This is a genomic window from Mycolicibacterium sp. XJ879, from assembly GCF_053483935.1.
This window is the reverse complement of the sequence record NZ_JBEFTH010000001.1, coordinates 614825-640404: the sequence shown is the minus strand read 5'-3', so window position 1 is coordinate 640404 and position 25580 is coordinate 614825. Positions and strand designations below refer to the sequence as shown.

The following is a 25580-nucleotide window of genomic DNA, read 5'->3' as shown; positions in this document are numbered from 1 at the left end:
CGCTTGGCGCACTAGAAGACCACCTCCTGGCTTCGCCGCCTCACGACGGTCACTTCGTCACGCTGATTCCCGGTCGGTCCGAGATAGTTGAACGCAAACGCGTTCTGCGCGTAGCCGCCTGCCAGGTGACTCGGTTTGATCAGCAGCCGGGTCAGCGAGTTGTGGATACCCCCGCGCTTACCGGTCGTCTCGGACAGCGGCACGTCGATGGTGCGCTCCTGGACGTGGTACACGAACACCACCCCGTCGGGCATTCGATGGCTGACGATCGCCCGACACACCAGCACGCCGTTGCGGTTGACGGCCTCCACCCATTCGTTGTCTGCCACACCGATTTTCGCGGCGTCACCGGGGCTCATCCACATCGTCGGTCCACCGCGCGACAGCGACAACATCAACAGGTTGTCCTGATACTCGGAGTGAATTGACCACTTGGAGTGCGGCGTGAGGTAGCGCACCGTCAGGCCCACCCCCTTCGAGCCGATCTGCGATTCGCCGAACAGCCGGTTCATGTCCAGCGGCGGCCGGTAGATCGGCAGCTGTTCGCCGAGTTCCTCCAACCAGTCGTGGTCGAGGTAAAAGTGCATCCGACCGGTCAGCGTGTGAAACGGCTTGAGTTCCTCGATATTGACGCTGAACGGCGCGTATCGCCGGCCACCGGTTTCACTGCCCGACCACTCCGGGCTGGTGATCACCGGCACTGGGCGGGCCTGTGTGTCGGCGAAGGTGATTCGGCGCTCCTCGCTGCCCTCCGCCAGGTGCGCCAGCCGACGGCCAGTACGTCGCTCCAGGTCACGGAACCCGTCCACGGCGAGGCGACCGTTGGTGGTGCCCGACAACGCCAGGATCACCTCGGCCATCCGCTCGGCGGAGGTGACCGCCGGCCGTCCTTCGGCGACACCGGAGTTCATCACACCGAACTTGGCGGCGAGCTCGTCGACCTCCTTGTCCGGGTGGAACGTCACGCCCTTGGTGGTCAACCCGAGTCGGTCCACGAGCGGCCCCAGCGTCAGCCATTTGTCGATGACGGCGGGGTAGTCCCGCTCGACCACCGCCAACGGACCCATCGTCTTGCCCGGCACCGGGGTCTCCCCGGTTTCGCGCCAATCATGTTCGGTGCCACCGGGATAGGCCATCGCACCGGGTGTGTCGTGTTGCATGGCGCCCATCACGACGTCGGTGCGCTTCCCGAGATGTTTGGCCGCCAGCGCGCTGAACGTCCGCGCGATCGCCCCGAACGCCTCGTAGTCGGACCTGGTCTCCCACGGCGGGTCGATGGCGGCGTTGAACGCATGCACGTACGGATGCATGTCGGTGCTCGACAGATCGTACTTTTCGTACCAGGTGGCGGCGGGAAGCACCACATCCGAGAGCAACGTGGTCGATGTCATCCGGAAGTCGATCGACATCAGCATGTCCAGCTTGCCTTCGGGGATGCCCTCGGTCCAGGCAACACCGTTGGGGCGCAAGTTATCCGGCGCGGGATCGGCTTGCAGGTTCGAGTCGGTGCCCAGCAGGTGGCGCAGGAAGTACTCGTTGCCCTTGCTCGACGAGCCGAGCAGGTTCGAACGCCAGACGCTGAGCACCCGGGGCCAGTTCCCCGGGTTGTCGGGGTCGGTGACGGCCAGCTTGAGTTCGCCCGACGCCAGTTGTTGTGCGACGTAGTCGCCAATGTCCTGTCCGGCCTCGCGCGCATCGTCGGCCACATCCAGGCTGGACCGGTCGAACTGCGGATAGAACGGGCTCCACCCCATCGCCGACGCGGACGCCAGCACATCCATCGTGTGGCGATCTTTGAACCTGCCGCGCCCGGTCGGGCTGGCCAGCGCGTCGGCGCGGTAGCCGTCATAACGCCACTGGTCGGTGTGGACATACCAGTACGACGTGCCCGGCATCTGCCGCGGCGGGCGGGACCAGTCGGTGGCCATCGCCATCGTCGCCCACCCGGTGACCGGCCGGCACTTCTCCTGGCCGACATAGTGCGCCCAGCCGCCGCCGTTGCGGCCCATCGACCCGGTCAGCAGCAGCATCGCCAGCACCGCGCGGTAGGTCGCGTCGCCGTGGAACCACTGGCAGATCCCGGCGCCCATGATGATCATCGACCGGCCGCCGGACTCCTCGGCGTTGCGGGCGAACTCCTTGGCCACCCGAATCGCCTGGGCCGCAGACACTCCGGTGATCGACTCCTGCCACGCTGGGGTGTAGGGGTGCGCGGAGTCGTCGTAACCGGACGGCCACTGTCCCGGCAACCCCGGCCTGGCCACCCCGTACTGCGCCAGCATCAAGTCGAACACCGTGCACACCAGGTGCTCCCCTACCCTGCGCACCGGCACGCCACGCGTCAGCGTGGCTGCCTGCCCGTCGATGCTGTCGAAGCGCGGCAGCACCACCTCGGCCACCTCACCCTGCTCACCCGGTTCGGGCGCGACGGTCAGCGCGGGTGCCACCTCACCGAGATCGAGGTTCCACTTCCCCACGCCGTCGTCGCCGTAGCGGAAGCCGAGCGAACCGTGCGGCACCACGACCGTGTCGGTGACACCGTCGAGCACGACCGGTTTGAACGCTGCGTTTTCCCGGTCGGAGAATCCTTCGCCCAGGTCGGCGGCGGTGAGGTTCTTACCGGGCACCAGCGCGCCGTCGCGCTCCTCGAGCTTGACCAGGAACGGCAGATCGGTGAACTTCTGCGCATAGTCGACGAAGAACGGAACACGTTTGCGCACATAGCATTCGGTGAGGATCACCTGCCCCATCGCCATGGCCAGCGCACCGTCGGTACCGGCGACGCAGGGCATCCACTCGTCGGCGAACTTGGTGTTGTCGGCGTAGTCGGGGCTGATCGCCACGACCTTGGTGCCGCGGTAGCGCACCTCGGCCATCCAGTGCGCGTCCGGGGTGCGGGTCACCGGGACGTTGGAGCCCCACATCATCAGATAGGCCGCATCCCACCAGTCACCGGACTCCGGCACGTCGGTCTGGTCACCGAACACCTGCGGTGAGGCCACCGGCAGGTCGGCGTACCAGTCGTAGAACGACGTCATCACCCCGCCGAGCAACTCGATGAAACGCGACCCGGCCGCAAACGACACCATCGACATCGCCGGGATCGGCGAGAACCCGGCGACCCGATCGGGGCCGTACTGCTTGATCGTGTGCACGTGGGCGGCGGCGATCATCTCGGTCGCCTCGGCCCAGCTGACCCGCACCAGCCCGCCCATCCCGCGGGCCCGTTGGTATCGGCGTCGCCGCTCGGGGTCGGACTGGATGTCGGCCCACGCCAGCACCGGATCGCGCAGGCGCGCCTTGGCTTCCCGGTACATCTCGACGAGCACGCCGCGCGCGTAGGGATAGCGCACACGGGTCGGCGAATAGGTGTACCAGGAGAACGCCGCCCCGCGTGGGCATCCGCGCGGCTCGTACTCGGGCCGGTCCGGGCCGACCGAGGGGTAGTCGGTCTCCTGGGTCTCCCAGGTGATGATGCCGTCCTTGACGTAGACCTTCCACGAGCAGGAACCCGTGCAGTTGACGCCGTGGGTGGAGCGAACGATCTTGTCGTGGCTCCAGCGGTCGCGGTAGAAGACGTCGCCTTGACGGCCACCGCGGCGGGTGATGGTGCGCCCGTCGGCGGAGACCTCGCCGGGGGTGAAGAAGCGGCCGCTGCGTTCGAGGAGTTCCTCAATCGGGCCGCCGGTGCGCGGCGGTGTGGTGGTCATTGGGTGGCCTCCTTGCGGGCTGCCGTCGGTTCGTGCGCGTGTAGCCGAAGCGCGGTGTAGGTGAACGCGACCAGCGCTGTGGCCACCAGCAGCACCAGCCCTGTCGAGTAGTCGTTGTCGACGTGGTCGTAAGTGGCGCCCATCACCAGCGGCGGGAAGTAACCGCCCAGACCGCCTGCGGCGGCGACGACGCCGGTGACCGAGCCCACCGACTTCGCAGGCGCCCGCAGGGCGACCCAGGCGAACACGCCGCCGGTGCCGATACCGAGGAAGACCGCCAACGTGATGAAGGTCGCCGCCGACCACACGTCCGGCGGCGGCTGGAACATCGCGATGAACGCCAGCAGTGCGGTCCCCGCGAACGACGTCAGCACCACGTATTTCGGTCCGAACCGGTCGGCGAGCACGCCGCCGACGGGGCGGGCCAGCACCGCGGCGAGCGCAAAGCCGGCCGTGCGCGCGCCCGCGTCGACAGCCGAGAAACCGTAGATGGTCTTGATATACGTGGGCAGGTAATTGCTGAACGCGACGAAGCCGCCGAAAACCACCGCATACAAGAACGACATCTCCCACGTGACGCGTAGCTTCGCGGCCGCCGTCAGCTTCGGCAGCACCTTGTCGGTGTTCGGCACGAACGTCGGCGAGTCGTGCATGGCCACCAGGCACAGCACCGCGGTCAGCGCCAACGCCACCGCGATGATGACGTGGGTGGGAAACAGCCCGAACCAGCCGACGAACCGCGGAGTGAAGAATGCCGATAGCGCGGTGCCGACCATGCCCATGCCGAACACGCCCGTCGCGAAGCCGCGCCGCGACGCCTCGTACCAGTTGTTGGCGAACGGGATGCCGACGGCGAAGATCGTGCCGGCGATGCCGAGGAAGAAACCGCACACCAGCAACGCCGGGTAGGAACCGGTGGCCCCCGCCGCGCCCACCGCAAGCACCGGAACGATGGACGCCAGCGAAATCGCGATGAACATCACGCGACCGCCGAACCGGTCGGTGAGCGAGCCGATGACGATCCGGCCCAACGATCCGACCAGGATCGGTGTCGCCACGAGCATGGACGCCTCGGTGCTGCTCAACGACAGCTCCCCGGCATATGACGTCGACAGCGGGCCGATCATGTTCCAGGCCCAGAAGTTGATGGCGGAGACCCACGTTGCCAACGCCAGGTTGACGATGCGTTGTGCGCCGGCGTTCGGCGTGGTCGCCGTGTTCACCATCCCAGACAACCATCGAATGCTGAACTCAGTACCGTTTTGGCGTAAACCGATGTGGCCCTAGGAATCAGAAGATCGCCTAGCTATCGCGTACCGCATGGACCCGGACGGTGGTGAGCAGGTGGTACATCATCGCCGCGAACGTGCAAGCCCATGCTGCCAGCGCGATCCAGATCTCGACACCACCGATCGCTGCCACCACCGGCAGCTGATCGGCCTGCCCGAGGTAGAGCGAGCCCACGCCGTACATGCCCAGCGGGAAGATGACGCTCCACATCGTCGCGTCGTAGCGCAACGGGATCTTGTGGATGAAGTGCCGCCAAATGCCCCCCGCGATCAGCGGCGGGATCAGCCAGCTGCCGAAGGCCCAGAAGGTCACCGACGCGCCAGCGATGAGGCCGCGGGTGGCAGCAACCATTGGGGCATCGGCCATCTCGACGATTCGAGCCCCGGCGAGCACGGTGATCGCGGTGGCGCCCATGGCCACCCAGTACGGCGGGGTCAGATCTTCGGGCAGGAACGGGTACAGCATCACCCGGACGATGACGAGCACGGCAACCACCGCGTACAGGAACACCCCCACCGACCAGGAGAACACGGCGATCAACGCCAATTCCCGCTGGCCAGAACCGAGTTGGGGCTGTAGCACCGCGGCCAGCACCGCGACGGACTGGCTGGCGACCACCCAGATGAACCACGCACCGTTGGCGACGTGCAACGTCGGGCGCAACCGGTGCCCGAGGACCGCGGTCCACGGCACGACGTAGCCGAGGACCACCCAAGCCACCACCGCGACGACTAACAGCGTCAGCGCGGTCCGGTAGTGGGCGTCGAGGGCCAGCCGGGCGCCGAGCACGTTGGTGGCCGCGACGAACGTGAACATGCCGAACCCGCGGCGCGGGTCGGCGAGGTCGGCGCTGAACTCGGTGCGGAAGGCCAGAACGCGCGCCAAGCTCAATACGACGAGAATCGCGTAGGCGATGCAGGTGAGCCACAGCAGGGCGACCGAGACGGCGTCTGCGGCCTTGTACTGCATGGCGATCGACACGATCCCGGTTGCCATGACCAGCGCGAAATAGCCGGGGTGCAAGGTCCGTACGGCCTTGCGCACACCCGATTCCGGCTGCGTCGGTGTCGAGCTCCGTTTCGACATGCGCACCTGAGCCTAACGACCTTGCCGGGCCGACCGCGGCAACGGCGGCCACTGGCGTTGCGCCGCGCGGCGGGCCATGCTGGGCATTGGCTGAAGGAGATGATGTCAGTGCGGTTTCGCGTCGCCATCGTGTCGGTTGTCCTCCTGGTCGCAGGAATGCTCGCGGCGTGCGCCGAGCAGACCGGTGAACCCAACGAGCAGGGCCAACCGCAGCCCGCGGTGTCCGGCTCGGTGTGGGTCGCCAACGAGGGCGCCGACAGCCTCTCGGTCGTCGACGCCGCCACCGATGCGGTCGTGATGACGATCGAGGGCGTCAAGGCACCCCACAACGTTCAACTGGGTTCCGGTGGGGACATCGCCTATGCGGTGAGCGGCAGTACCAACACGGTGGTCGCGATCGACGCCGCGGCGTATGCGGTCAAGGCCGTGGCCCCGACCGGGCCTGCGCCCGCGCATGTGATCGAGGCCCCGAACGGCAACGTGTATGTGACCAACGCCGGAGACGGCACGGTGTCGGTCTATCGGGGTGCGGAGTTGACGCCCGTGGCCACCATCGACGTGGGCGGTATGCCGCACGGACTTCGGGCGGCGGCCGACGGTTCGGTGATCGTCGTCGCCAATATGGAAGGCCGGCTCGATCTGATCGACCCGACGACCCATTCGCACACCGGCTCCGTGCCGGTGGGCACCGAACCGGCACAGGTCGGCGTCTCCGCCGACGGCCGCTACGTCTACAGCAGCGTCAGCGAGCCCCCGAAGGTGGTGAAGGTCGACCTGACCACGCAGAAGGTGGTCGGCAGCACGGACGTTCCGACACCGCCGGTGCAGGTGTACTTGAGCGGCGAGGAAGACGCGGTGCTGAGCGCCAACCAGGGAACCGCCGAAACGCCCGGCCGTACCGTTTCGGTGATCGACACCGAGACCATGACACCGCGGGCGGTCGTCGAGGCCGGATCAGGGCCGCACGGTGTCGTCATCGAAGACACGGCGACGCGGGCCTGGGTGACCAACACGTTCGACGACACGGTGTCGGCCATCGACCTGGACGAGGCGTCGGTGACGGCGACCATCCCGGTCGGCCACGAGCCCAACGGCATCAGCTATTCGCCACGACCACCCGCGCCGGCGTCCGCACCCACCACGACCTTGAACCTGCCCGCACCCGAGCAACCGTCCGACCACGGCCATGGGCACTAGGCCGGATGGGCGCTACTCGCGGTCGCCCCGCACGGCTCGGGCGGCGGCCCGGATCTGCGGCGTCACGAGCATCACCTGACCCAGCACGCCGTTGACGAAACCCGGTGAGTCATCGGTGGACAGGTGTTTGGCGAGCTCGACGGCTTCGTCGACGGCCACCGGTTCGGGCACGTCGTCGGCGTGGAGCAGTTCCCACACCGCAACCCGCAGGATCGCGCGGTCGACGGCGGGCAGCCGGTCCAGGGTCCAGCCCTGCAGGTGCGCCGAGATCAGGTCGTCGATGTGCGCGGCGTGCTCGGTGACGCCGCGGGTCACCGTCACCGTGTACGGGTTCAGCGGTGCGACGTCGGATTGCTTGTCCGCCAAGGCATTGCGCGCATCGGCGGCCTCGGCCGGGGTGATGTTGCGCGCTTCGGCTTCGAAGAGCAGGTCGACGGCGCGTTTGCGGGCCTGATGCCGCCCACGGTCGGGTCGACCAATCTGGCCGGAGTCGGGCCGACCAATCTGGCCGGCGTCGGGCCGATCAGGCATTCACCCTGCCGAGGTAGCTGCCATCGCGGGTGTCGATCTTGAGTTTGTCGCCGGTGTTGATGAACAACGGCACCTGGATCTCGGCGCCGGTTTCGACGGTGGCCGGCTTGGTGCCCGCGCTGGAGCGGTCGCCCTGCAGCCCGGGTTCGGTGTGGGTGACCTCGAGTTCCACCGAGACCGGCATCTCCAGGTACAGCGGCGTGCCGTTGTGGAAGGCGATCTGCACCGGCATGCTTTCCAGCAGGTAGTCGGCGGCGTCGCCGACCATCGACTCGGGCAGCGGATTCTGTTCGTAGTCCTCGGAATCCATGAACACGAAGTCGGAGCCGTCGCGGTAGAGGTAGGTCGCATCACGGCGGTCCACGGTCGCGGTCTCGACCTTGACGCCGGCGTTGTAGGTCTTGTCGACGGTCTTACCGGACACCACGTTCTTGAGCTTGGTCCGCACGAAAGCCGGGCCCTTGCCGGGCTTGACGTGCTGGAACTCGACGATCTGCCACAGTTGGCCGTCGATCACCAGGACGAGGCCGTTCTTGAAGTCGGCGGTCGTTGCCACAGTCGGTTGTACTCCTGTTCAGAGGATGGCCAGTTCCTTGGGGAACCGGGTGAGCAAGTCGGGTGTGCCCGATTCGCCAACGACGAGCGTGTCCTCGATGCGGACGCCGCCACGGTCGGGCAGATAGACACCGGGCTCCACGGTCACCGCGGAACCAGCAAGCAGTGTACCGGCGGACGCCGCACCGATTCCCGGCGCTTCGTGGATCTGCAACCCGACGCCGTGGCCGAGGCCGTGGCTGAAGTTGTCCGCATAGCCGGCGTCGGCGATGACCTGCCGCGACGCCGCGTCCACCTCGCGCAGCGACGTGCCAGGGACCAGGGCCTCGCGCCCGGCGCGCTGCGCCGCGGCGACCAGGTCGTAGATCTCGCGCTGCCAGTCCGCGATCGGCCCCAGCACGAAGGTGCGCGTCATATCGGAGTGGTAGCCGCTGACCAGGGCACCGAAGTCGATCTTGACGAAGTCGCCGGCCGCCAGCACCGCGTCGGTGGGCCGGTGATGCGGGATCGCCGAGTTTGCCCCGGCAGCCACGATGGTCTCGAACGAGGGGCCGTCGGCGCCGTGGTCCAGCATCAGCGATTCCAGCTCGCGGCGCACCTCCTTTTCCGTGCGGCCCGGCCGCAGCCCGCCGCGCTCGACGAGGTCGGCCAGTGCGGCGTCGGCTGCCTCGCATGCCAGCCGCAACAACGCGACCTCACCGGCATCCTTCACCTCGCGCAGCCCTTCCACCGTGCCCGCCGCCCGCACCAGTTCGACGTCGTCGCCTGCCGCGTCGGCCAGCGCGGTGTGCGCGTCCACGGTCACCACGTGGCTTTCGAAGCCCAGCCGGCGCACCCCGTCGGCGGCGGCGCGGCGCGCCAGGTGCGGTCCGCATGCCCGGTCGATGACGATTTCGGCGTCGGGGACCTGCTGGGCGGCTTGGGTGCGGTAGCGCCCGTCGGTGGCCAGCACCGGCGCTTCTTTGTCCACCCGGACCAGCAGCGCCGCGTTGGATCCGGTGAAGCCGGCCAGGTAACGCACGTTGACCAGGTTCGATATCAGCATGGCGTCGAGGTCTGCGGCGGCGAGCCGGTCACGCAACCGGGCCCTGCGCTGTGAAATAGTCACAGCTGATGAAGCTACTCGCTAAGGTGAACCCCCATGAGTAAGTGGTTGCTGCGCGGACTGGTGTTCGCGGCCCTGATGGTGATCGTGCGATTGCTGCAGGGAGCGATGATCAACGCGTGGGAAACCAAGGCCGGTTTGATCAGCGTCGTGCTGGTCGTGCTGTACGCCATCGCGGTGTTCGTGTGGGGGGTGGCCGACGGCCGCGCCGACGCGAAGGCCAACCCCGATCCGGACCGCCGCGGCGACCTGGCGATGACGTGGCTGCTGGCCGGCCTGTTCGCGGGCGTGGTGAGCGGGGTGGTGGCGTGGTTCATCTCGCTCTTCTACCAGGCGCTCTACGTCGAAGCGTTGATCAACGAGGTCACCACGTTCGCGGCGTTCACCGCGCTGCTGGTGTTCGTACTGGCCATCGCCGGCGTCGCGCTCGGGCGTTGGCTCGTCGACCGCAAGGCCGACCAGACCCCGCACCTGCGCCACGGCGATGACGACCGCGCGGACACCGACGTGTTCGCCGCCGTCCGCGCCGACGACACCTCCGGGGTCCAGACCAGCGAAGTGCGCCGTGAGGACCAACCCTGAGCGAGGCTGATCGCCGCCCGCTGTGAACCCGGACGAGTTCTGCACGTCCGACCAGTGGAGCGTGCTGTCGTCGGCGGCCTCGAATTCCCAACTCGCCGGGGTGCTCGGCGGGTTTCTGATCACCGCCATCGCCCTGCTGTTCGACAAGAACACCCGCGAAGGCGTGCACACGCTGGCGTTGTTCTCCTCCGCCGTGCTGGTGTTGATGCTGGACAGCTTCCTGTTCAGCCTGATCACCGGAACCCAGGTGCCCGACGGCGCCCGACGCGCCACGTGTGCGATCGCATGGACGCAGGGCGCGGTGTCGACGGGGATGCTGGCCGCAGGCGCGGTGGCGTTGTTCGGCGGACTGGGCTGGATGCTGGCCAGCCACGCCGTCAACAAGGTCACCGACCAGGACGCCGACGACGTCCGCGCGTATTGCTTCATGGCCGAACTCGGCGGTTGGCTGACGTTCGCGGCCGCGATGACGGCGACGTTGATCGTGTCGGAAACGTCGATCGACTATCTGCGGTTCATGTTGGGCCACCGACCCGCGCCGTGGATCGAGGGCACCATCATCGTCGCGTGCGCGGTGTTCATCGTGGCCGATTTCGCGCTGGTGTCGCTGCGCACCCGGGCCTTGCGGAAGTCGTTGTCCAACATCGCCGAACCCACGCTGCTCGAGTTGCGTTCGATCAAGTTCGCGACGGTCGGGACCGTCGTGCTCGCGATCGGCGGGTCGTGGTTGGCGGTCAGCTTGGCGCGCATTCCCGACGACTGGCTGACGGCCCCACGCTTCGTGATCGTCGTGTGCGTGCTTCTGCTCACGCTGGCGCTGCCGACGATCATCTCGACCGCGATCTGCTATTCGGTGCCCAGCACCGCCGAAGGTCCTTCGGCATCCAGGCTGGCCAGGTACCGCAGGGCGAGCGCGTAGCCCTGCACGCCCAAGCCGACGATCACACCGGTCGCGACCGCGCTGAGGTAGGAGTGGTGCCGAAACTCTTCGCGTTTGTGCACATTGGAGATGTGCACCTCGATAAGCGGCGCGCGCAGCTCGGCGCAGGCGTCGCGCAACGCCACCGAGGTGTGGGTGAGCGCCCCGGCGTTCAGGATCACCGGATCACCGGCGTCGGCGGCGGCATGGATGAAGTTCAGCAGCTCGGCCTCGCTGTCGCTTTGCCGCACAACGGCTTTGAGATTGAGCTCCGCGGCCTCGCGTTCGATCAGCGCCACCAGATCCTGGTAGGTGGTGCTGCCGTAGACGTCGGGTTCGCGACGGCCCAGCCGGCCGAGGTTGGGTCCGTTGAGGACCAGGACCGTGGTCATGGGCGTGCTCCCTCCGCGATCTCCGAGTACGCCGCGGCCAGCAGCGACGGATCCGGGCCCTCCAGGCGGCCCGGCTTTGCGAGCCCGTCGAGCACGACGAACCGCAACACACCCGCGCGGGTCTTCTTGTCTCCGGCCATGTGCTCCAACAGCTGCGGCAGCGCATCGGGGTCATAGCTGACCGGCAGCCCCAACGCGGTCAGGATCGACCGGTGCCGATCGGCGGTGTCGTCGTCGAGACGCCCGGCGAGCCGGCCCAGTTCGGCGGCGAACACCAACCCAACCGATACCGCGGCACCGTGGCGCCACTGGTAGCGCTCGCGGCGTTCGATGGCATGCGCCAGCGTGTGGCCGTAGTTGAGGATCTCGCGCAGTTGCGATTCTTTCTCGTCGGCGGCCACCACCTCGGCCTTGACCGCGATCGCCCGCCGGACCAGTTCCGCCAGCACCGCGCCCTTCGGGTCCAACGCGGCCTCGGGATCGGCCTCGATCAAGTCGAGAATCACCGGGTCGGCGATGAAACCGGCCTTGACGATCTCGGCCATGCCCGCCACCAACTCGTTGCGCGGCAACGTTTCCAGGGTGGCCAGGTCGACGAGCACCGCGGCAGGCTGGTGGAACGCCCCCACCAGGTTTTTTCCGGCGTCGGTGTTGATGCCGGCCTTGCCGCCGACCGCGGCGTCGACCATGCCCAGCAGCGTGGTGGGCACGTGCACGATGTCGATGCCGCGCAGCCAGGTGGCCGCGGCGAACCCGGCGACGTCGGTGGCCGCTCCCCCGCCGAGGCTGACGATCGCGTCCTTGCGGCCGATGCCGATGCGGCCGAGCACTTCCCAGATGAACCCGACTACCGGCAGGTCCTTGCCCTTCTCGGCGTCGGGGATTTCGATACGGTGCGCGTCGATTCCCTTGTCGGCCAGCATGCTTCGGATCGCCTCTGCGGTCTGCGCCAGCACCGGCTGGTGCAGGATGGCAACCTTGTGCCTGCCCTGCATCGTCTGCTCGAGTTCGTTGAGCAGACCGGTCCCGATGATCACCGGATACGGCGGATCGACGTGCACATCTACGGTCACGGGTTCAGTCACGGTTGGCCTTCGGGTTGCGAGCGGCGAGCGTCGCGGGCGACGGCGGCGCGGCGGTGCTCGGTTCGGCGGTCAGCGACGACGGTCCGCGTCGCCACGGCGGGCGGCGCCGTCGGCGCGGCGGAGGGGGTGCGTCGGGATCCTCCAGCCGGGTCACGATGTAGCGCACGACCGCGCCGGGATTGCGCCGGTTGGTGTTGACGCGCATGGTGGCCACCCGCCGGTAGAGCGGAACACGTTGGGCCATCAGCGCTTTGAATTTCTCGCTGCGGTCACCGCCGGCCAGCAGCGGACGCACCGTGCTGCCGCCGGTGCGGCGCACCCCCTCGGCGGCGCTGATCTCCAGGTAGATGACCATGTGGCCGTTGAGCGCGTCGCGCACCCCTGCGGTGGTGATCGCGCCGCCGCCCAGCGACAGGATGCCGTCGTGGGTCTGCAGCGCGTCGCGGATGACCTCTTCCTCGATGCGGCGGAATTCCTGCTCGCCGTTAGTGGCGAAGATGTCGGCGATGGTGCGTCCGGTCTTCTGCTCGATCGCGACGTCGGTGTCGAGCATCGTGAGGTCCAGCGCCTTGGCGAGCCGGCGTCCGATGGTCGACTTACCCGAGCCGGGCAGGCCGACCAACACCGCTTTGGGAGCCATCAGCCCGACGCCTGCACCGGCGGCGCGGACGGTTCGCGGTCCCGCACCGTGCGCAGGTAGTTGTCGATGTTGGCCCGCGTCTCGGTCAGCGAGTCGCCGCCGAACTTCTGCAGCGCCGCTCGCGCCAGCACCAGGGCCACCATGGTCTCGACGACCACCCCGGCGGCCGGTACCGCGCAAACGTCCGAACGCTGGTGGATGGCGACGGCCTCGCCGCCGGTGGCCATGTCGACGGTCGCCAGCGCGCGCGGCACGGTGGAGATCGGCTTCATCGCCGCGCGCACCCGCAGTGGCTGGCCGTTGGTCATGCCGCCCTCCAGGCCGCCGGCCCGGTTGGTGGAGCGCACGATGCCGTCGGCGCCGGGATAGATCTCGTCGTGGGCGGCGCTGCCGCGGCGGCGCGCGGTCTCGAAGCCGTCGCCGATCTCGACACCCTTGATCGCCTGGATGCCCATCACCGCGCCCGCCAACTGGCTGTCGAGCCGGCTGTCGCCGCTGGTGAACGAGCCCAGACCGACCGGTAGGCCGTGCGCCACCACCTCGACGACGCCCCCGAGCGTGTCGCCGTCGCGCTTGGCGGCCTCGATCTCGGCGATCATGGACTTTTCCGCCTCCTCGGCATACGCGCGCACCGGGCTGGCGTCGATGGCGGCCAGATCCGACATCTGCGGCGGCGGACCGTCGTAGGGGTCCGATGCTCCGATGGAGATGATGTGGGACAGCACGTCGATGCCGAGGGCCTGCTTGAGGAACTGCTTGGCGACGGTGCCTGCGGCGACGCGGGCCGCCGTCTCGCGGGCGCTGGCGCGTTCGAGCACCGGGCGAGCGTCGTCGAAGCCGTACTTGAGCATGCCGGCGTAGTCGGCGTGCCCGGGCCGCGGCCGGGTCAGCGGCGCGTTGCGCGCGGAGTCTTCCAGCTCGGCCGCGTCGACGGGGTCGGGCGCCATCACCGTCTCCCACTTCGGCCATTCGGTGTTGCCGATCTGGATCGCGATCGGGCCGCCCAGCGTGACGCCGTGTCGCAGCCCGGCCAGCATGGTGACCTGGTCCTGCTCGAACTTCATCCGGGCGCCGCGGCCGTAGCCCAGCCGGCGGCGGGCCAGCTGCGCGGCGATGTCCGCGGTGGTCAGCTCGACCCCGGCAACCATGCCTTCGACCACGGCCACCAGCGCGCGGCCGTGGGATTCACCAGCAGTGGTCCATCGCAACACGCAGCCATTCTCTCATGGCGATTTCGGCGCGTTTCCGGTCGCTGAGGGGGCGTTGGCGCGCCGAAATCGCAACACGGGCGTCACGCGAGCGAAACAGGTACGCGTCACAGTGTTGCGCATGGAATCCCGAACCGCATTGACGTTGAGCATCGGCGTCCTCGGTGGCCTGGCGGTGGTAGTCACCGCGGAGGTCATCACGGTGCCGATCTGGGTGGTGTTCTTGGCGTGGGCGTCGTTCTTCTTCGTCGGTGGCGCGGTCACCGGCTGGGTGCGCTCGCTGTCCTGCAACCTCGCCGGCGTGCTGATCGCCTCGGCCAGCCTGTATGCCGCGGAGTTGATGGGCGCAAGCCTGTGGGCGACGGCGTTCGCCGTGGGTGTCGGCAGCGCGCTGATGGTGGCGGTGTCCCGGGTGCCGCTGTTGTCGACGACGCCGGCGGTGGTGGTCGGGTTCGCCAGCACGGTGTCCACGGTGGCAGGCACCGGCAACACCATCACGGTGACGTCGGTGTCGCATCCCGGGCTGGTCGCCGCGACGGCGTGCCTGCTGGGCGCGTCGTTCGGGCTGCTGTCCGAATTCGTGGCCAACGCACTGACTCGTGAGCCCGCGGCGGAAGGCAGCCCGGCGTAATGAAACTGCAGCATTATCTCGGAGGCCTCGAGGGCCTGCCGGAGCCGTTGAACTTCGAGAAGCGGGTGTTCGTCGAACCGTGGGAGAAGCGGATCTTCGGCATCCACGTCGCGATGATGGGATTGTCCAACCATCTCGGCTCGGCGTTGGCGCAGTATCCGATCGACGAGGTGCCGACGGCGTTCAAGGACGAATGGACCTGGGCCAGCCTGCGCACCGGCGCCGAGGCGATGAACCCGTTCGACTACTTCAAGTTTCGTTACTACGAGAAGTGGTTGGGCGGAATCACCCAGTTCTTCATCGACCAGGGCTACGTCACCGAGGGCGAATTATATTCGCGCCAAGAGCAGTTGGCCGCAGAGGGCGTGCCATCGTCGCCGGACCCCGCCCCTGCCATCGATGATCAGGTCATCGACTATTTGCGCAAGGGTGACAGCCCACGCCGCGATATCGCCCATCCGAAATTCAGTGTCGGCGACCGGGTCCGAGTCACCAACGTGCCCGCGGCAGCGCACACCCGGCTGCCCGGCTACCTCCGCACACGCGAGGGCACGATCGAGCGGATCTTCGAAGGCGACTACGGCTATTTCGTCCACACCGGCGACGGGATCGGTGATCCGATGCCGATCTACATCGTCGCGTTCGGGCCCGAGGAGTTGTTCGGAGAACGCGCCGAAGACGGCCCGCTGACGATCTACGCCGAACTGTTCGAGGCATATCTGGAAGGAGTTCGATGAGCGACCAGTTCCACTATCCGGACGACCGGGAATCCTCCAGCGCCGCTAAAGTCGCTGCACTTGAGTCACTTCTGATCGAGAAGGGGGTGATCACCGGCCAGACCGTGGACAAGGTGCTGTCCTACTTCGAGTCGGAGATGACACCGCTGAACGGACGCAAGATCGTGGTCAAGGCGTGGACGGACCCCGAGTTCGCCGCCCGCGTGGTCCTCGACACGCCCGCGGCGATCGCCGAACTCGATCTCCCCGACGGCATGGCGGGCGCGGAGGGTGAGCATCTGCAGGCCGTCGCCAACACACCCGGGGTGCACAACCTGATCATCTGCACGCTGTGCTCGTGTTTTCCGTGGCCGGTGCTGGGCCTGCCGCCGTACTGGTACAAGGATCCGGTCTTCCGGTCACGGGCGGCACGCGAGCCGCGCAAGGTGCTCAGCGAAATCGGGGTGGAGCTGCCCGCTGATACCGAGATCAAGGTGTGGGACAGCAGCGGACATTCACGCTGGTTTGTCATCCCCGAGCGTCCTTCGGGCACCGAGAATTTCACCGACGAAGAGCTGATGGAGCTGGTGACGACGGAGTCCATGATGGGCGTCGCGCTGGCGGGCAAGGCCGCGTGATGCTGCACGAGACCTGCCGGACCGACCAGGCCGCGCCGCAGTTCGATCACGAGTGGCAGCGCCGGGCGTTCGGGTTGGCGTTGGCGCTCTCGGAGTTCCGCCACTTCGACTGGAGTGACTTTCAGCAGAGCCTGATCGAGACGATCGGCCGGTGGGAGAACGCGCCGGAGACCGACCGAGGCGACTGGGAGTACTACGACCACTGGGTGGCCGCGTTGGAGAAGGTGATCGACGATCACCGACTGCTGACGGCGCCCGCGAGAGCCCACGGAGACGACCATGGCTGAGACCACACCCTTGGCCCGCACGTCGATCGGCATCGCCGGTCTGGCCGCGGCCGGCTGGCTGACCGCGACCACGTTCGTCGCGTTGTTGGTGCTGTATTTCGTCGGGCTCGATCAGGGTGCGACGTCAGTGTTCGGGTCCAGCACCGTCATCCACGAATTCGTGCACGATGCAAGGCATCTGCTGGGCTTCCCATGCCACTAGTGCAGCGCCAGCGCGGCCAGCACGCGGTCGATCTCGGCGAGGGCCTGGCGGTGGGCGGCCTTCTGGTCGTCGGCGCGGGCGACGATCATCGCGGTCTCACACAGCGCGCCGTAGAGGAAGTTGGCCAGCGGACCCGTCGGTCGCCGGGCGATGCGGCCGGCGTCGATCGCGTTGGCGATGCCGCGCTCCATCATCTGCAGCAGCGGAGCCTCCAGGCGGCGGACCTGTTCCCAGCCGATCGCCGCGGACGCGTCGAGCAGCATGATCCGCTGCAGCCCGGGATCGAGGCACTCGTCGAGAAATGCGCGGCAGCCGGCCGCGAACGCGTCCCACGGATCCTTCTTGCGGCCGTAGGCGGTCGCCACCGGCGTCATGATCTGCTCGACCTGACGGGCGAACACGGCCTCGAACAGCTGCCGCTTACCTTTGAAGTGGTGATAAACCGCGCCCTTGGTCACCTCGGCGCGGGCGGCGACCGCGTCCAGCGACGTCGCGTCGTAGCCGTCCCGGGCGAACAGTGCGCGTGCGGCGTCGACCAGCGCGGCGGTGGTCGCCTCGGTGCGCTGCGCCTGGGTGCGTCGTGCCGTGTTCGTCGCCACAGCATGACGATAGCCCGGGCTCATCCCGTATTCGGTTCCAAGGCGATCAGCGGCAGCGGCCGGTCGGTGAACGCGGCATAGTGCTCGGCCTGCGGGTACATCTGCACGAATCGTCGCAGCAGCCGGTCGTACTCGGCGCCCTTTAGTTCGCGGGGCCGCACCGTGCGCCGCTGGCGGCCGACGATCACCTCGCCGCTGCCGGCCGCCTTGAGGTTGAGCCACCACGCGGGTGTACGCGCGGCGCCGGCGTTGGCGGCCATCACCACCAGCGCGTCGCCGTCGCGCAGATAAAGCACCGGTGTGCTTCGGTTTGCACCGGTGCGGCGCCCGACGGTCTGCAGCACCAGCACCGGAGCGCCCGCGAACCAGCGGGGCAGGAAGCGGCCCCCGCTGATCCGGTACAGGTGGGCGTGCATTCGCGACATGGCGCGCTGGGCGCGCGGCCACCGGCGCACCACCCGATTGGATTGGCGGGCAAGGCGTTGGTGGTCGGGCATCGTGGTCAGCGCACCCGGTAGACGCGGTAGTCGATATGGTCGGGCGACAAGATGTTGTAGCCGACGGCCACCACCGCGCTGAGCCAGGCGTAGCGTTCGTCGGCGGTCTCGAAGCTCGGGGTGGTCCGCACGTAGGTCTCGTCGAACCCGAGCACCTCGCCCGCGGCCAGCCGGGCCATCCCGTCCGCCGGGATCTTGATGACACCGCCGGCGCGGTAGTGGATGAGCGCGCCGTCGTGGCTGCGCAGCGTCGCGCGCACGTCGACCCGCCCGACGCCGTCGCTGCCGACCATCAGCCAGTCACCGCCGCCGGGCAGGATCTCGCCGCGCAACCGGGGGCCGTCGATGACGCCGCCGGTGGTGACGAAGGTCAACCGGGTGCCCAACGGTGTCGGGATCGCCTGTGCCGGTTGTAGATTGACTCCCATGTCGAAGAGGTGTTCCACCGGTAGCGCGGTCAGCATCGGCAGCTGCTCGACCGGCGTCGCGGCGGTCATGCCGTCTTCTCCAGCGCCGCATGAAGTTGCGTCGCGTCGATGAAGGTGTCCTTGCGGGCCACCAGGCCATCGGATGACACGTTGACGATATCGAGGCAGTCGAACCGGATGTCGCCGGAGATCAGCGCCCAGTCCAGCACCCAGTGGTCTTGGCCGTAGAGGACGCGGTAGACCTCGAACGAGAACTGCGGAAACTGCTCGAAGAGTTCAGCGAAGGCGGTCCGGGCGTTTTCGCGTCCGACGACGGGCTCGCCGCCCATGTGCGTCCAGAACCGGGTGTCGGCGGTGTGCAGCGCGACGATCGCGTCGGGGTCGCGTGCCGCCCATGCGGCGAAGTAGCGCTCAGAGATGGCCTTGGGATCCACGGTGGCTCCGTTTCCTTTAGTTACATACTTTAAGTAGGTATTAACCTACCATGGGTAGGTAACTGCGGTCTAGAGCACCGCGAGCGATACCGCCGCCGCGGCGGCCAGGCACATCGAAGGGCCGTGCGGCACAGTGGTTTCACCACAGCGAACCGCCGTGACGATCGCCAATCCGGCGGTCAGCAGCGGTGCCCCCAGTGCCGCCAGCGCCCAGACATCGACGCCGAACGCTCCGGTCAGCGCCCCGACACCGGTCGCAAGCTTCACATCTCCAGCGCCCGTCGCCGTCGGCGCCAGCAGGTGCACGGTCAGATACAGCGCGAACAACGTGACGGCGCCCGTCGCCGCCGGAAGGCCCCGTCCCGCCAGTGTCGCCCCCGTGAGAATCGCTACCGCGCCCGGCACCGTCAACCAGTTCGGTAGCCGGCGTTCGGTGATGTCGAAGATGCACAGCGCCGCCAGCCACGCCAGCACCGCCACGCACGTTACCGCCCCCACGTGCGAAGGCTAACGCGGTCAGCGGGTAACCCTATGCGCCGATTTCTGCGTCAGGGTCGTGGATTAGCCCCGTGCCACAGCCTTCCGGCAGAAATGGGCGCACTAATGCGAGTCGAGCGCGGCCCGCATCGCTTCCCTGGGCGCGGGCATTCCGGTGAACTGCTCGACCTGAGCGAACGCCTGATGCAGCAGCATCTCCAGACCGCTGATCACCCGGCCGCCGGCGGCGGAGACCGCGGCGGCCAGCGGCGTCGGCCAGGGGTCATAGATCGCGTCGAGCAGCACGGCAACACCGGCGACTGTGTCCGCGTATCGCGCGGCGACATCGGCGGGGATGGTGTTGACCACCACATCGATCCCGGTCAGTTGTGTGCCCAGTACGGCCCAGCGGGTCTCGAGGCCCAGCCGGGTGCCCAAATCGACCAATGGGCGGGCCTTGTCGGGGTTGCGTGCCACGATCGTGATGTCCTGCACGCCGAGTTTGGCCAGACCGGCGACGACGGCCGGTGCGGTGCCCCCTGAGCCCAGCACCGCCGCCCGGCCCGACGCCGCGCCCAGCGCCCCGGCGACACCTTCGACGTCGGTGTTGTCGGCGCGCCAGCCGTCGGCAGTCCGCACCAAGGTGTTGGCCGAGCCGACCAGTTCGGCGCGCGGGGTCCGTTCGTCGGCGAAGCGCAGCGCCGCGAACTTGCCCGGCATCGTCACCGACACGCCGACCCATTCCGGCCCGAAACCGCCTACCACAGAAGGCAATTGCTCGGCCGTGCACTCGATACGCTCATACGTCCAGCCGACCAACCCCAGCGCGTGGTAGGCGGCCAGGTGCAGCTGCGGGGACCGCGAATGGCTGATCGGCGACCCCAGCACGCCGGCTTTCCGGCGATTTGTGTGCGATTTGTTGCGCTCAGCGCGCTTAAACGCACACAAATCGCTTACCTCGCGGAGTCGAGGACGCCATTGCCCATGGCCAGCTCGATGTTCGCCAGGTGCTGCTCGTAGTCGCGGGTGAACAGGGTGGTGCCCTGCATGTCGATGGTGACGAAGTACAGCCAGTCCCCCGCCTCGGGCCGCTCGGCAGCGGTCAGCGCCGGCTGCCCCGGTGAGCAGATAGGCGTGGCCGGAAGACCGGGCCGCACATAGGTGTTCCAGTCGGTGTGCTGGGCGCGGTCGGCGTCTGTGGTGGCCACCTCGATGCGGTCGAGCGGATAGTTCACCGTCGAGTCGAACTCCAGCGTGCGGTTCACGGCCAGCCGGTTGTAGATGACGCGGGCGACCTTGCCGAAGTCCTCGGGGGTGGCTTCGCGTTGCACCAACGACCCGACGGTGAGCACCTGATAGGGCGACATGTTCATCGCCATCGCGGTGTCGAGCAGCCCGCCCTGGGCGTACTGGTTTGCGCTGGCCGCGATCAGCGTCGACAAAATTCCTTCCGGGGACGCCGACGGGTCGATGTTCCACATGCCGGGCGCGATCAGCCCCTCCAGCCGGCGGTGGTCCGGGCCCAGCGCGGTGACGGCATCGGTTGCCCAGTCCGGCACCGACAGCGCCGCAGGCGGGGCGGCGGTCGCGATGTTCTTCAGATCCTCTGCCGATACGCAGCGACGTTCCCCGTCGAGATCCACGCACGTGGCACGCGAGATCAGCGACAGGATGCCGTCGGTGACCGCGTTGGTCTTGACGTCGCGCACGTCGTCGAGCTGACGACCCTCGGGGATTACCAGCTTGCCCACCCGGTTCTGCGGATCGGTCAGGCGCTCAACGGCATTGGAGGCCGGTATCTCGGTGCGGACCTTGTAGAAGCCGGGCTGAATCGACGAGATCGCGGTGTTGCCTTCGGCGGCGTTGAGGAACGCCCCGACTGTCGCGACGACGCGGTGCTCCTGAAGCGTCTGCCCGATCGCGGTGGTGGAGTCGCCGTCGTGGACCTGGATGACCACGTCGTTGACGCCCTCGCCGGCGTAGTCGTTGCCGGTGCCGAAGAAGGAGTGCCACAACTTGGAGCCCAGGAACACCGCAGCGACCGCGATCACGATCAGCGTTCCCAGCGTCAACCCGCCGACGATCCGACGCTTGCGCCGGCTCCGCGCCTCGCGGATCCGGTCGGCGCGCGTCCTGCGGCGCCTCGGCGGACCGACCGCGACGGGCTCTGCACGTCCGCGGCTCCATTGGTCAGACATCCCCAACCTCTCCGTGCTGGCCCCTCGCAGTGCGGCGTTGATCCAACCAGTTCTGCAGAATCCCCACCGCGGCCGCCTGGTCGATCACCGATCGCTGACCCTTGGCGCGGATCCCGGCTTCGCGCAGCGACCGCTGCGCCACGACGGTGGTGAGACGTTCATCGGCCAACCGCACCGGCGTCGGCGCGACCCGGCGGGTCAGCGCGTCGGCAAGCGCGACGGCGTCCTGAGCCGACGTGCCGGAGCGGTCGGCGAGCGTGCGGGGCAGGCCCACCACCACTTCGACCACGTCGAGTTCGTGGACCAGCGATGCGAGCCGGCGGATATGGCGGTCGGTGCGGTCGCGCCGCACGGTCTCCAGCGGGGTGGCCAGGATGCCGTCGGGGTCGCTGACCGCCACCCCGATGCGCACGGTGCCCACGTCGACGCCGAGCCGTCGTCCGGGGCCGGGGTCCGGAGGATCGAGGGCACGTCCGGGCCGATCGGGTAGGCGGTCGGTTTGGGCCACGAGGTCAGCTCCGGTCTATCTCTGCGCGCAACGCGGCCAATGCCGCGTCGATCCCCGCCGCCCCCTTGCCAGAACCCTGCGCCAGTTCGGCCTTGCCGCCCCCACGGCCGTTGACCGGTGCTGCCAGCTGCTTGACCAGGTCGTTGGCGCGAAGACCGAGGTCCTGGGCCGCCTGGTTGACCGCCACCACGAACGGGACGCTGTCGTTGTCACCCTCGGCGATCAACGCGACGACCGCCGGGTCACTGCCCAGCTTGCCGCGGATGTCACCGACCAGGGTGCGCAAATCAGCGGCCGACATCCCGCCGGCCATCCGTTGCGCCACGACTCGGACCTTACCGATAAGTTCAGCGCCCGCGGCGGCATTGGCCGCGGCGGCCTTTGCGTTGGCCAGCCGCATCCGGTCGAGTTCCTTTTCGGCCGCGCGCAGCCGCTCCACCAGGTTGGCCACCCGTGCGGGCACTTCTTCGGACGGCACCTTCAGCGTCGACGCCAGACCCGCCATCAACGCGCGCTCCTTGGCCAGATGGCGGTAGGAGTCCAGGCCGACATAGGCCTCCACCCGGCGCACACCCGAGCCCACCGACGACTCACCCAGGATCGTCACCGGGCCGATCTGCGCCGAATTGCGCACGTGCGTGCCGCCGCACAACTCGAGGGAGAAGGGTCCGCCGATCTCGACCACGCGGACCTCGTCGGGGTAGGCCTCGCCGAACAGCGCCATCGCGCCCATCGCCTTGGCCGTCTCCAACTCGGTGGTGAACGAGTGCACCGCGTAGTCGGCCTCGACGGCCTGGTTGGTTACCTCTTCGATCTGGTGGCGCTGGTCTTCGGTGAGCGCGCCCTGCCAGTTGAAGTCGAACCGCAGGTAGCCCGGCCGGTTCAGCGAACCGGCCTGGACGGCGTTGGGGCCCAGCACTTGTCGTAGCGCCGCGTGCACCATGTGGGTGCCCGAGTGGCCCTGGGTGGCGCCGTGGCGCCACCGCGGGTCGACGGCGGCGACGACGGTGTCACCCTCGACGAACTCGCCCGATTCGACGTTGACGCGGTGTGCCCACAGCGTTCGAGCGATCTTCTGCACATCGGTGACGGCGGCCTTCGCCGAGGCGGATGCGCCGGTGCCGGTGATGTCGCCCTCGTCGGCGATCTGCCCGCCCGACTCGGCATAGAACGGTGTGCGGTCGAGGATCAGCTCGACGTGCTCGGAGCCGGCCGAGGTTTCGCGGTTGACGACGGGAACCCGTCGCCCGTCGACGAAGATCCCGAGAATCGTTGCCTCAGAGACCAACTCGTCGAACCCGGTGAACTCGGTGGGCCCGGTGTCGACCAGATCGCGGTAGGCCGACAGGTCCATGTGGGCCTGCTTGCGCGCGGCCGCGTCGGCCTTGGCCCGCGCGCGCTGCTCGGCCATCAGACCGCGGAACCCCTCCTCGTCGACGGACAGGCCCGCCTCCGCGGCCATCTCGAGGGTCAGCTCGAGCGGAAAGCCATAGGTGTCGTGCAACGTGAACGCGTCCGCACCGGACAGCACCGTCGCGCCGGAAGCCTTCGTCGCGCCGGCGGCCTCCTCGAACAACCGCGATCCCGAGGCCAGCGTGCGGTTGAACGCGGTCTCCTCGGCCACCGCGATGCGTTGGATGCGGTCGAAGTCGCTGACCAGTTCCGGATAAGACGGGCCCATCGCGTCGCGCACCGTGGCCATCAGGTCGGCGACGATCGGGTCTTCGATGCCCAGCAGCTTCGCCGACCGGATGATGCGGCGCAGCAGCCGGCGCAGCACGTAGCCGCGGCCGTCGTTGCCGGGGCTCACCCCGTCAGCGATGATGATTGCCGCGGTGCGGCTGTGGTCGGCGATGATCCGGTAGCGCACGTCGTCATCGTGGTTGCCCTGGCCGTACCCGCGCGGGGCGAGGCCGGCGACCAGGTCGATGACCGGGCGCACGAGATCGGTCTCGTAGACGTTGTCGACACCCTGCAGCAGACACGCCACCCGTTCCACGCCCATACCGGTGTCGATGTTCTTGCGCGGCAGCGGCCCGAGGATCTCGAAGTCCTCCTTGGAGGTGCCCTCGCCGCGCTCGTTCTGCATGAACACGAGATTCCAGATCTCGATGTAGCGGTCCTCGTTGGCTTCCGGCCCACCCTCGATGCCGTATTGCGGGCCGCGGTCGTAGTAGATCTCCGAGGACGGTCCGCACGGTCCGGGGATGCCCATCGACCAGTAGTTGTCGGCCATGCCGCGACGCTGGATCCGCTCGCCGGGTAGGCCCGCGACCTCCTGCCACAGCGCGACGGCCTCGTCGTCGTCGACGTAGACGGTGGCCCACAGCCGCTCGGGGTCAAAACCGTAGCCGCCGTCCTCGACCGGGTTGGTCAGCAGCGTCCAGGCAAATTCGATCGCGCCCTGCTTGAAGTAGTCGCCGAACGAGAAGTTGCCGGCCATCTGGAAGAAGGTGTTGTGCCGGGTGGTGACCCCGACCTCGTCGATATCGGGGGTGCGGATGCACTTCTGCACGCTGACCGCACGCTTCCACGGCGGGGTGCGCTGGCCGAGGAAGTAGGGGACGAACTGCACCATGCCGGCGTTGACGAACAGCAGGTTGGGGTCGTCGAGGATCACCGATGCGCTGGGCACCTCGACGTGGCCCGCGTTCACGAAATGATCGAGGAAACGCTTCCTGATCTCGTGTGTCTGCACGTTGCTACTGTCCTCGCCGTCGTGTGTTGTTCTGCAGGTACCTGCGACTATGCGACCGCACTACAGTACCGGTCGCGGTTGGCGGTCCTGAAAGGTCAACGAACGGGCGCGGCTGGCAGTGCCGCCTCAGGCTCGATTGGATGTCGCCGACTCCGCGGCTCCGGCGACGAAGCTCAACCGCACCGAACGCCGCGGGTTGTCCCGGTTCAAATCGACGAGCACGACGCTCTGCCACGTTCCGAGCAGCGGCTCACCGCCCTGCACCGGCAGCGTCACCGACGGTGACACCAGCCCGGGCAGCACGTGGTCGGCGCCGTGACCGGGTGAGCCGTGGGCGTGTCGGTAGCGATCGTCGCGGGGCAGCAGCCGCTCCAGCGTGTCGACGAGGTCGTGGTCGGAGCCCGATCCCGTTTCGATGATCGCCAGGCCGGCGGTGGCGTGCGGGACAAACACATTGCACAGGCCGTCACCGCGGGAACCGCAGAAGTCGCGCACCGCGTCGGTGAGGTCGACGATGCGGTCTCGGGTCGTGTCGATGGTCAGCACGTCGGAGTCCACGCCTTCGAGCCTACGAGGCCGCCGAGCATTGACGCCCGCGTTTATTCGGCGAGGGCGCCGGGTATCGCACTCCCACGCCCGACTTGGAGGACATATGACCATCACCGGAGTCATCACGGCAATACTCATCGGCATCGTGGTGGGTGTACTGGGCCGCCTGGTCTTGCCGGGCCGCCAACCGATCGGCTTTCTAGTTACCATCCTGGTCGGCATCGTCGCTGCGTTCATCGGCACCGCGCTCGCCAGGGCGCTCGGTATTCCGACCGCGACGAGCGGTATCGACTGGTTGGAACTGCTTGTCCAGGTGGTCGTCGCGGCGATCGGCGTGGCGCTGGTAGCCGCGCTGATGGGCCGGAGGAACACCGGTGTGGTGGGCACGCGCCGCGGCGGAATGCTGCGGCGGTAGCCG

The 25580-nt window shown here is 68.1% G+C and carries 29 protein-coding genes; 9 read left to right on the top strand and 20 right to left on the bottom strand.

All coding sequences use genetic code 11. The features are described 5' to 3' along the window. Positions 1-11: 11 nt before the first annotated feature. From ABQF13_RS03310 to ABQF13_RS03300, 3 genes are all read right to left on the bottom strand, one after another. Positions 12-3710, bottom strand: coding sequence for a nitrate reductase subunit alpha (locus tag ABQF13_RS03310; RefSeq protein WP_448391259.1), 3699 nt, complete (start codon positions 3708-3710; stop codon positions 12-14). After that, positions 3707-4933, bottom strand: coding sequence for a nitrate/nitrite transporter (locus ABQF13_RS03305; protein WP_448391390.1), 1227 nt, complete (start codon positions 4931-4933; stop codon positions 3707-3709). Before ABQF13_RS03305 ends, ABQF13_RS03310 begins: the two co-directional genes overlap by 4 nt. A gap of 79 nt (positions 4934-5012) precedes the next feature. Continuing rightward, positions 5013-6086, bottom strand: coding sequence for a tellurite resistance/C4-dicarboxylate transporter family protein (locus ABQF13_RS03300; RefSeq protein ID WP_448391258.1), 1074 nt, complete (start codon positions 6084-6086; stop codon positions 5013-5015). A gap of 102 nt (positions 6087-6188) precedes the next feature. Between ABQF13_RS03300 and ABQF13_RS03295 the strand changes: the two genes are divergently transcribed. After that, positions 6189-7283, top strand: coding sequence for a YVTN family beta-propeller repeat protein (locus ABQF13_RS03295; RefSeq protein WP_448391257.1), 1095 nt, complete (start codon positions 6189-6191; stop codon positions 7281-7283). Between the two features lie 12 nt (positions 7284-7295). On the opposite strand, the gene nusB is transcribed toward ABQF13_RS03295, so the two are convergent. The 3 genes from nusB to ABQF13_RS03280 are packed head-to-tail and all read right to left on the bottom strand — an operon-like array spanning position 7296 to position 9477. Further along, the gene (gene nusB / locus ABQF13_RS03290) at positions 7296-7814 is read right to left on the bottom strand and encodes a transcription antitermination factor NusB (RefSeq protein ID WP_448391256.1); all 519 of its coding nucleotides are present in this window, start codon (positions 7812-7814) and stop codon (positions 7296-7298) included. Beyond that, entirely contained in the window at positions 7807-8370 is a 564-nt protein-coding gene (efp, locus tag ABQF13_RS03285) for an elongation factor P (RefSeq protein WP_448391255.1), read from the bottom strand. Before efp ends, nusB begins: the two co-directional genes overlap by 8 nt. A gap of 18 nt (positions 8371-8388) precedes the next feature. Beyond that, positions 8389-9477: an aminopeptidase P family protein gene (locus ABQF13_RS03280; protein WP_448391254.1), complete on the bottom strand. Its 1089-nt coding sequence runs from the start codon at positions 9475-9477 to the stop codon at positions 8389-8391. Between the two features lie 33 nt (positions 9478-9510). Between ABQF13_RS03280 and ABQF13_RS03275 the strand changes: the two genes are divergently transcribed. Continuing rightward, positions 9511-10056: a B-4DMT family transporter gene (locus ABQF13_RS03275; RefSeq protein ID WP_448391253.1), complete on the top strand. Its 546-nt coding sequence runs from the start codon at positions 9511-9513 to the stop codon at positions 10054-10056. Between the two features lie 22 nt (positions 10057-10078). After that, positions 10079-10975 (top strand): hypothetical protein, encoded by an 897-nt coding sequence (locus ABQF13_RS03270; protein ID WP_448391252.1) that lies wholly within the window; start codon positions 10079-10081, stop codon positions 10973-10975. Here the strand turns inward: ABQF13_RS03270 and aroQ are convergent. The 4 genes from aroQ to aroC are packed head-to-tail and all read right to left on the bottom strand — an operon-like array spanning position 10903 to position 14303. Next, complete coding sequence (aroQ, locus tag ABQF13_RS03265; RefSeq protein ID WP_448391251.1) at positions 10903-11367, bottom strand: type II 3-dehydroquinate dehydratase; 465 nt, start codon at positions 11365-11367, stop codon at positions 10903-10905. The two genes, ABQF13_RS03270 and aroQ, sit on opposite strands and share 73 nt — an antisense overlap. Next, on the bottom strand, positions 11364-12452 hold the full coding sequence (gene aroB, locus ABQF13_RS03260) for a 3-dehydroquinate synthase (protein ID WP_448391250.1): 1089 nt from the start codon (positions 12450-12452) through the stop codon (positions 11364-11366). The genes aroQ and aroB overlap by 4 nt, the downstream gene beginning before the upstream one ends. Further along, entirely contained in the window at positions 12445-13092 is a 648-nt protein-coding gene (locus ABQF13_RS03255) for a shikimate kinase (protein ID WP_448391249.1), read from the bottom strand. The genes aroB and ABQF13_RS03255 overlap by 8 nt, the downstream gene beginning before the upstream one ends. Continuing rightward, positions 13092-14303, bottom strand: coding sequence for a chorismate synthase (gene aroC / locus ABQF13_RS03250; protein ID WP_448391248.1), 1212 nt, complete (start codon positions 14301-14303; stop codon positions 13092-13094). The genes ABQF13_RS03255 and aroC overlap by 1 nt, the downstream gene beginning before the upstream one ends. 118 nt (positions 14304-14421) lie before the next feature. Between aroC and ABQF13_RS03245 the strand changes: the two genes are divergently transcribed. The 5 genes from ABQF13_RS03245 to ABQF13_RS03225 are packed head-to-tail and all read left to right on the top strand — an operon-like array spanning position 14422 to position 16774. Beyond that, positions 14422-14931 (top strand): DUF1097 domain-containing protein, encoded by a 510-nt coding sequence (locus tag ABQF13_RS03245; protein ID WP_448391247.1) that lies wholly within the window; start codon positions 14422-14424, stop codon positions 14929-14931. Then, the gene (nthB, locus tag ABQF13_RS03240; protein WP_448391246.1) at positions 14931-15668 is read left to right on the top strand and encodes a nitrile hydratase subunit beta; all 738 of its coding nucleotides are present in this window, start codon (positions 14931-14933) and stop codon (positions 15666-15668) included. The genes ABQF13_RS03245 and nthB overlap by 1 nt, the downstream gene beginning before the upstream one ends. Continuing rightward, a complete protein-coding gene (nthA, locus tag ABQF13_RS03235) occupies positions 15665-16285 on the top strand; it encodes a nitrile hydratase subunit alpha (RefSeq protein ID WP_448391245.1) in 621 nt (206 codons plus the stop codon). Before nthB ends, nthA begins: the two co-directional genes overlap by 4 nt. Beyond that, entirely contained in the window at positions 16282-16572 is a 291-nt protein-coding gene (locus ABQF13_RS03230) for a nitrile hydratase accessory protein (RefSeq protein ID WP_448391244.1), read from the top strand. The genes nthA and ABQF13_RS03230 overlap by 4 nt, the downstream gene beginning before the upstream one ends. Next, positions 16565-16774: a CbtB domain-containing protein gene (locus ABQF13_RS03225; protein ID WP_448391243.1), complete on the top strand. Its 210-nt coding sequence runs from the start codon at positions 16565-16567 to the stop codon at positions 16772-16774. The genes ABQF13_RS03230 and ABQF13_RS03225 overlap by 8 nt, the downstream gene beginning before the upstream one ends. Here ABQF13_RS03225 and ABQF13_RS03220 read toward each other — a convergent pair. The 10 genes from ABQF13_RS03220 to ABQF13_RS03175 form a co-directional block, all read right to left on the bottom strand. Continuing rightward, complete coding sequence (locus ABQF13_RS03220) at positions 16771-17373, bottom strand: TetR/AcrR family transcriptional regulator (protein ID WP_448391242.1); 603 nt, start codon at positions 17371-17373, stop codon at positions 16771-16773. The genes ABQF13_RS03225 and ABQF13_RS03220 overlap by 4 nt on opposite strands. A gap of 20 nt (positions 17374-17393) precedes the next feature. Next, complete coding sequence (locus ABQF13_RS03215) at positions 17394-17870, bottom strand: nitroreductase/quinone reductase family protein (protein WP_448391241.1); 477 nt, start codon at positions 17868-17870, stop codon at positions 17394-17396. A gap of 5 nt (positions 17871-17875) precedes the next feature. Further along, the gene (locus ABQF13_RS03210) at positions 17876-18367 is read right to left on the bottom strand and encodes a DUF3237 domain-containing protein (protein ID WP_448391240.1); all 492 of its coding nucleotides are present in this window, start codon (positions 18365-18367) and stop codon (positions 17876-17878) included. Continuing rightward, on the bottom strand, positions 18364-18732 hold the full coding sequence (locus tag ABQF13_RS03205) for a nuclear transport factor 2 family protein (RefSeq protein WP_448391239.1): 369 nt from the start codon (positions 18730-18732) through the stop codon (positions 18364-18366). The genes ABQF13_RS03210 and ABQF13_RS03205 overlap by 4 nt, the downstream gene beginning before the upstream one ends. A gap of 69 nt (positions 18733-18801) precedes the next feature. After that, on the bottom strand, positions 18802-19230 hold the full coding sequence (locus tag ABQF13_RS03200) for a prepilin peptidase (RefSeq protein WP_448391238.1): 429 nt from the start codon (positions 19228-19230) through the stop codon (positions 18802-18804). A 102-nt stretch (positions 19231-19332) separates the two neighbouring features. Further along, positions 19333-20157 (bottom strand): shikimate dehydrogenase, encoded by an 825-nt coding sequence (locus ABQF13_RS03195; RefSeq protein ID WP_448391237.1) that lies wholly within the window; start codon positions 20155-20157, stop codon positions 19333-19335. Between the two features lie 5 nt (positions 20158-20162). Next, entirely contained in the window at positions 20163-21407 is a 1245-nt protein-coding gene (locus tag ABQF13_RS03190; protein ID WP_448391236.1) for an endolytic transglycosylase MltG, read from the bottom strand. Then, complete coding sequence (gene ruvX, locus ABQF13_RS03185; protein ID WP_448391235.1) at positions 21400-21915, bottom strand: Holliday junction resolvase RuvX; 516 nt, start codon at positions 21913-21915, stop codon at positions 21400-21402. Before ruvX ends, ABQF13_RS03190 begins: the two co-directional genes overlap by 8 nt. Before the next feature lie 4 nt (positions 21916-21919). Then, positions 21920-24613 (bottom strand): alanine--tRNA ligase, encoded by a 2694-nt coding sequence (gene alaS / locus ABQF13_RS03180; protein WP_448391234.1) that lies wholly within the window; start codon positions 24611-24613, stop codon positions 21920-21922. Positions 24614-24739: 126 nt separating this feature from the next. Then, positions 24740-25171, bottom strand: coding sequence for a secondary thiamine-phosphate synthase enzyme YjbQ (locus ABQF13_RS03175; RefSeq protein ID WP_448391233.1), 432 nt, complete (start codon positions 25169-25171; stop codon positions 24740-24742). A 94-nt stretch (positions 25172-25265) separates the two neighbouring features. Between ABQF13_RS03175 and ABQF13_RS03170 the strand changes: the two genes are divergently transcribed. After that, positions 25266-25577, top strand: a complete 312-nt coding sequence (locus ABQF13_RS03170; protein ID WP_448391232.1) for a GlsB/YeaQ/YmgE family stress response membrane protein — start codon at positions 25266-25268, stop codon at positions 25575-25577. Positions 25578-25580 lie beyond the last annotated feature (3 nt).

Coding starts and splice junctions, on each gene's coding strand:
- ABQF13_RS03310 (WP_448391259.1), bottom strand. CDS start 3,710: ATGACCACCACACCGCCGCGCACCGGCGGCCCGATTGAGGAACTCCTC.
- ABQF13_RS03300 (WP_448391258.1), bottom strand. CDS start 6,086: ATGTCGAAACGGAGCTCGACACCGACGCAGCCGGAATCGGGTGTGCGC.
- ABQF13_RS03295 (WP_448391257.1), top strand. CDS start 6,189: ATGTCAGTGCGGTTTCGCGTCGCCATCGTGTCGGTTGTCCTCCTGGTC.
- nusB (WP_448391256.1), bottom strand. CDS start 7,814: ATGCCTGATCGGCCCGACGCCGGCCAGATTGGTCGGCCCGACTCCGGC.
- ABQF13_RS03275 (WP_448391253.1), top strand. CDS start 9,511: ATGAGTAAGTGGTTGCTGCGCGGACTGGTGTTCGCGGCCCTGATGGTG.
- aroQ (WP_448391251.1), bottom strand. CDS start 11,367: ATGACCACGGTCCTGGTCCTCAACGGACCCAACCTCGGCCGGCTGGGC.
- ABQF13_RS03255 (WP_448391249.1), bottom strand. CDS start 13,092: ATGGCTCCCAAAGCGGTGTTGGTCGGCCTGCCCGGCTCGGGTAAGTCG.
- ABQF13_RS03245 (WP_448391247.1), top strand. CDS start 14,422: ATGGAATCCCGAACCGCATTGACGTTGAGCATCGGCGTCCTCGGTGGC.
- nthB (WP_448391246.1), top strand. CDS start 14,931: ATGAAACTGCAGCATTATCTCGGAGGCCTCGAGGGCCTGCCGGAGCCG.
- nthA (WP_448391245.1), top strand. CDS start 15,665: ATGAGCGACCAGTTCCACTATCCGGACGACCGGGAATCCTCCAGCGCC.
- ABQF13_RS03225 (WP_448391243.1), top strand. CDS start 16,565: ATGGCTGAGACCACACCCTTGGCCCGCACGTCGATCGGCATCGCCGGT.
- ABQF13_RS03215 (WP_448391241.1), bottom strand. CDS start 17,870: ATGCCCGACCACCAACGCCTTGCCCGCCAATCCAATCGGGTGGTGCGC.
- ABQF13_RS03210 (WP_448391240.1), bottom strand. CDS start 18,367: ATGACCGCCGCGACGCCGGTCGAGCAGCTGCCGATGCTGACCGCGCTA.
- ABQF13_RS03190 (WP_448391236.1), bottom strand. CDS start 21,407: ATGTCTGACCAATGGAGCCGCGGACGTGCAGAGCCCGTCGCGGTCGGT.
- ABQF13_RS03170 (WP_448391232.1), top strand. CDS start 25,266: ATGACCATCACCGGAGTCATCACGGCAATACTCATCGGCATCGTGGTG.